Raw genomic sequence first — 6,090 nt, 5'->3', positions numbered from 1 at the left:
GCCTTATTTCATTGATCTGATCTCTGGCTACATAGAGAACAACTGTCTGCCTGAATCTGAAAGGGGATTTAACCAGACCATTCTGTATGGTAAGGATACCAATGTTTCCACCATTTTACAGAATGCCCGCAAATACCCAATGTTCTCAGAACGCCAGGTGGTAATGATCAAAGAAGCACAAGACATCCCGGATCTTGTAAAGGATTCGACCGAGAAGTTCCTGATGGCTTACCTCGAAAATCCATTACCTACAACGATTCTGGTTTTTTGTCATAAATATAAAAAGCTGGATGCACGTAAAAAGATCACCAAACACTTAATGAAATACGCTGTGTTTGTTGAGTCTGCGAAGATCTACGACAATAAGCTGCCAGAGTGGATCAATGCATATGTAAAGGATAAGAATTATAAGATTGATCCCAAGGCTGTTGTTTTACTGGCCGAATCCATTGGTACGGATTTATCCAGAATGGCGAACGAAATAGATAAGCTGCTGATTAACGTTAAGGATTCATCAGTAGTTATTTCTGAAGATTTAATCGAAAAATACGTTGGGGTAAGTAAAGAATACAATGTGTTTGAATTGCAAAAAGCTATTGGTGTAAGGGATATTGTTAAAGCGAATAAGATTGTCAATCATTTTGATTCCAATCCTAAAGCCAATCCGATCGTGATGGTGCTTTCAAGCTTATTTACTTATTACCTGAAATTACTGGCCATTCATGCAGCTACAGATAAGAGCGAAGCCAGCCTGGCGCGTGTGGTAGGGGTGCATCCATTCTTTGTAAAAGAATACATAAACGCGTCACGTTTGTATGACATCAATAAGTGTATTGCCAGTGTAAGAGCCATTCGCGAAGCAGATAAAATGGTGAAAGGCTATACGGTTGTGAATGTAAGCGACGGCTTTATATTAAAGGAATTAATTTTCAAACTTCTTCATTGATCAGGTACTAACAAATTGAGGCGTAACTATAAGAAGTTGTTTCGATTTTCGTTATATTCATTGAGAATGAGATAAAATAACTGTTATGGTTAAAAGAATAATTTTCATTTTGTTTGTTTTTCTCTCTTTGCATACGGCTTATGCTCAGAATACGGCAACGAACACAGCTCCCGATCGCTTGTATTACAATGCCATGGAACTGTTTGACAAACAAAAGTATGTTGCGGCTAAAGAACTTTACCAGCAATACATTCTGCAGTACCCGCAGGATTTAAAGGCAATCGAGTCTGAATATTATGTTGCGGTATGTGCATTAAATCTATTTAACGACGACGCTGAATATCTTTTTAAAAGCTTTACAGAAAAATATCCTAACCATGTAAAATCCGGCCGGGCAGGTTTTGACCTGGGTAATTTTTTCTATAATAATAAGAAATACGATAAGGCAATTGAATATTATACGCAGGTAGACCCTGCTAAATTATCTGCGGGTGAACAAAATGAATATCAATTCAGATCCGGTTATGCAAGTTTTACCAAAAAAGACTTTCCGGTTGCTTTGGAAAAATTCAATGCATGTAAATCTCAAAAGCACCAGTATACCTATGCAGCGAATTATTACGCTGGTTACATTGAATTTAAGAATACAGATTATGAAGCAGCCTTAACAGATCTGAATAAAGCCGCTGAAAGTAATGACTATAAACCGCTTGTTGCAGTATTGATTGCTAATATTTATTACAGACAAGGTAAATACGATGAACTGATTCCCTATGCCGAAGGGGTTATTAAAGATAAGTCGGCCGGACCGAATACCAACGACATCAAATTGATTCTTGCAGATGCATATTTTTTCAAGCAACAGTTTGATAAATCAACCCCTTTATTCAAAGATTATTTAACGGCTACCGGTACGAAAAGTCTTTCTCCGGATATGAAATACCGCATCGGTTTTTCTTCATACAAATCAGGAGAGTATAAACAGGCTGCAGATATGTTGCAAACAATTGCCAGCGATAAAGATTCTCTCGGACAATCTTCGGCTTATATATTAGGTTTGAGTTACCTGAAGTCGAATGACAAACCATCTGCCATCCTGGCTTTTGAAACTGCCCAGCGCGCTTCATTCAATGCGCCTATTACAGAAGAAGCAACGTTTTTATATGCAAAGGTTGCCGCCGATTTAGGCCGGTTTACAGATGCGACTACACGTTTGAAAAACTACCTGGAAAAATATCCTAAAAGCAGTCACGGACAGGAAGCTTCAGAACTTTTAAGTGAGTCTTATCTGGGTTCAAAGAATTACGATGAGGCGCTTACCTATATTGAAAATTTAAAATATCATAACTCACGTATCAATACCACTTATCAGCGTATTGCTTATTACAAGGCGGTGGAATTAATCAATAAAAAAGATTATACCGGTGCGCTGGCAGTATTGAATAAATCTTCCAAATACAGTTTTGATAAAACTATTTACATCAACTCTTATTTCTGGAAAGGAGAATGTCTTTCTCAGGAAAAGAGATACAGCGAAGCTGTAGATGCTTATGCAGAAGCTATTGAAAAAGGAAGTACGCTGGAAAATGTGAATGTGATCAAATCTTATTACGGATTAGGTTACGCATATTACTATCAGGAAAAATGGAACGATGCCGTTCCGCAGTTTGTGAAATTTATAACGTTACTAGCCGATAAAAAAGGAAGCGGGGATGTGTATTACAGGGATGCAGAGCTGAGATTAGCTGAATTGTATTTTGTAACCAGACGTTTTCCGGAATCAATTAAATATTATGATTTAGCTCTTGCAGAAAGAAAAGAAGATGAAGATTATATTCTTTTCCAGAAAGCGACCATAAATTATCTGACCAATAAAACGTCAGTAGCATATTCTATGTATGCGCAATTGACGAATAAATATCCAAACTCTACGTATTATGATGAAGCCGTGATGCAGCGTTCTCAGCTGGATCTCGAAGCCAGTAAGTATGAACTGGCCATTGAAGGGTATACAAAAATTATTAATAAGAAGGAGGATTTAAAAGGGATCAAACCGGTTGCTCTGCAAAAAAGAGCCGTGTCTTATTTCAATTTAAAGGAATATGATAAAGCACTGGCTGATAACAAACGCATCCTGACTGAGTATCCCAAGAGTGCACCGGCTTACAATGCATTGTTAAGCATTCAGGAGATATTAGGTATTCAGGAGAAGGAAGATCAGTTCCCTGCCATACTTGCTTCTTATAAGGATGCTAATCCGGATTCAAAAGATCTGAAGGAAGTGGATTTCAGAAATGCCCAGTCGCTTTACAACGCTGAGAAATATAAGCAGGCGATACCAGCCTTTGCTGCATTTATTCAGCAATATCCAAACCATGCGAGTATTGGTGAAGCACAGTTTTATCTGGCAGATTCTTATTTCAGAACGAAAGAATATGACAATGCTAAAAAACTATATGCTGAAATCGTAACTGCAAAAAATCAGTACTATAAAAAATCCATACAGCGCCTGGCAGAGATTTCTTATGTACAGAATGATTTGCCGAATACGATCAAATTCTATGACGAGCTTCAGAAGAATGCTTCAACGAATAAGGAGAAAACTGCTGCCTGGGTAGGATTAATGACTGCTTATTATGATTCAAACAAACTGGATTCTGCTACTATATATGCGGATAAAGTATTAGGTCACGGCTCTGCTGCTCCGGATGCAGAAAATAAGGCACTGTTACACAAAGGTAAGATTGCTTACCAGAAAAAAGATTACGATGCGGCACAGGATTATTTCTTATCCTGCCTGAATGGAGCCAAAGATATTAGTGCCGCGGAATCACAGTATATGGTTGCCAAGATTCAGTACGAGAAGAAACAATACAAGCAATCTATAGAAACATTGTACGATTTTAATAATACATTTTATAGTTATGAAACCTGGTTCGGCAAATCATTCCTGTTGATTGCAGATAACTTTATTGCGAAGAATGAATTGTTCCAGGCCAGAGAAACATTGTTGTCTATTATTCAGAAGTCTCCGGTTGAAGATATTCGAAAACAGGCTCAGGCTAAGCTTGATCAATTAAATGCATCAGATGGAACTAAAAAAACGAAGGAGGGTGAAGGTAATGAATAATAAGCTGCTATTACTTGCTTTACTTGTATTTACAGGTTCAATATCACTGTTTGCTCAGAAAGAAGGCGAAATTCCCACGGCTGTTTTTTATAACGAAGTAAACGCGAAACTTGAACTGGTTCCGGCGAACCGTTTTTATGAACAGAACCTGGATGTACAACCAATACCGGATCCGAAACCTCAGGAGTATGATACGCGCGATTACACAATCAATCCTCCAAGGTTTGATGCAAGGGTGAAGATTCCTACCATGCCCGTTGATTCAATTAGCCCGATTTTACCGGGTTATGCAAAGCTTGGGTTTGGAAATTACGGAACCGTATTGGGTGAGTTTTATTATACAAACAAACGCAGTTCTAAATATTCTTACGGTACGCATTTTAAACATTTGTCATCTTCTAAAGGCTCTTTGCAGAATTCTGGAAACGGTCAGGACCTGCTTGAATTCTTCGGGAGCAGCTATGGTAAAAATTCTACCTGGAGGGGACACGTTTCCTATAGCAACAATCGATACAGGTATTATGGTTTGCCGCAGGATATTGCTGCCAATAATAAAGATTCGATCAAGCAAACCTACCAGCTTTTTCACGCCGGTGTAAATACGGTTAAAACGAAAGTCGGCGATAAGTTTACATACAATTCAGGGTTGGACCTGTATTATTTAACAACCAAGCTGAAGGCAAGTGAGCTTGAAATTGCCTGGAACGGAAGGGGAGATTTAAAGCTGAATGATACCCGCAGCGCAGCTGTTGACCTGGGGATTTCCAGCGCAAACAGGTCTGATTCTTCTACATTGAACAGGATTCTGTTTCAAATCAAACCAACCTATAAAATTATCCAGGATAAGTGGGAAATCACGGTTGGAGCTAATGTGAACTACTCAACAGATACTTTGAAAGGTTCGAAAGGTATGCATTTGTATCCGGCGATTCATGCTGATTATAACTACATTCCGGGTAAAATAATGTTGTATGGAGGTATTGGCGGAGGCATGGAGAAAAATACCTACCGCACTTTTATTCAGCAAAACCCTTATCTGGGCTCGGATGTACCGCTGGCACATTCAAACAAGAAAATTGACGTGTATCTGGGTTCATCCGGAAACTTATCTGATAAAGTCAGCTATAAAGCGCAGCTTGGCTATAAGGCTTATACAAACCAGTATTTCTTCACGAACAGTGCAACAGATTCCAGTAAATTTACGGCCTTATATGATAAGGCCGGTGTATTTGTGTTGGATGGAAGTATCTTTTATGACCTGAACCAGGACTGGAGAATCTCGGCAAATTATATTTACAATGCCTGGAACACTGATGTGTTGGCGAAAGCATGGCATCGTCCGGCCTCACAGCTGGCCCTTGGCATTCAATATAATTTAAAGAAAAAAATATACTTTAATGCTGAAATGTATTACCTTAGTGGTATACACGGCCTTAACCTGGAGAGCAATACAAGTGTTCAGTTAAAAGACATCGCCGACCTGAGCTTGAAAACAGAATACAGATTTTCAAGCAGTTTCTCGGCTTTCTTAGAATTTAATAATATATTGTCACAGAAATATCAGAGGTATTTATACTACCAGGTGAAAGGAATCAACATTTTAGGTGGTTTGACGTATAGCTTTTAAATGAAGAATATTGAATCATATATATCGGAATTGGTTGGAAATCATGACTGTGTGATCGTTCCTGGCTTCGGTGCGTTCATTGCCCAACCAACTTCTGCCGATATACATCCCATTACACATAAATTTACGGCACCCGGCAGAACGTTGGGTTTTAATGCCCAGATTAAAGTAAATGACGGTCTACTTGCTTCTGAAATATCTGTAAATGAAAAGATTAGCTTTAATGATGCAAATGCTTTAATTGATGAATTTGTTAAAAAAATTTCATCGTCGCTTTCATTATAAAACCTCTACAAACTTAATTGCATTGGCCGCTTTTTTTATAAAAAAGAATGGAATTTTGTATTTTAAACAGAAAATATGGTTTAATTTTATGGTGTTATTTTT

Annotated in this window: 4 protein-coding genes; all 4 read left to right on the top strand. The window is 38.2% G+C overall.

From position 1 onward, the window contains the following. A partial coding sequence (gene holA / locus ACTHJT_RS12755; protein ID WP_440238758.1) for a DNA polymerase III subunit delta occupies nucleotides 1–946 on the top strand: 946 nt, incomplete at its 5' end. An 85-nt stretch (nucleotides 947–1,031) separates the two neighbouring features. Next, the gene (locus ACTHJT_RS12750) at nucleotides 1,032–4,076 is read left to right on the top strand and encodes a tetratricopeptide repeat protein (RefSeq protein WP_440238756.1); all 3,045 of its coding nucleotides are present in this window, start codon (nucleotides 1,032–1,034) and stop codon (nucleotides 4,074–4,076) included. Next, a complete protein-coding gene (locus ACTHJT_RS12745) occupies nucleotides 4,069–5,703 on the top strand; it encodes a hypothetical protein (RefSeq protein ID WP_440238754.1) in 1,635 nt (544 codons plus the stop codon). The genes ACTHJT_RS12750 and ACTHJT_RS12745 overlap by 8 nt, the downstream gene beginning before the upstream one ends. Further along, entirely contained in the window at nucleotides 5,704–5,988 is a 285-nt protein-coding gene (locus ACTHJT_RS12740) for a hypothetical protein (RefSeq protein WP_440238752.1), read from the top strand. Nucleotides 5,989–6,090 lie beyond the last annotated feature (102 nt).

It is taken from the genome of Cytophaga sp. (genome assembly GCF_051961495.1).
Taxonomy (GTDB): Bacteria; Bacteroidota; Bacteroidia; order Cytophagales; family Cytophagaceae; genus Cytophaga.
The sequence above is the reverse complement of the archived record's forward strand: the minus strand, read 5'-3'. Positions and strand labels throughout refer to the sequence as shown.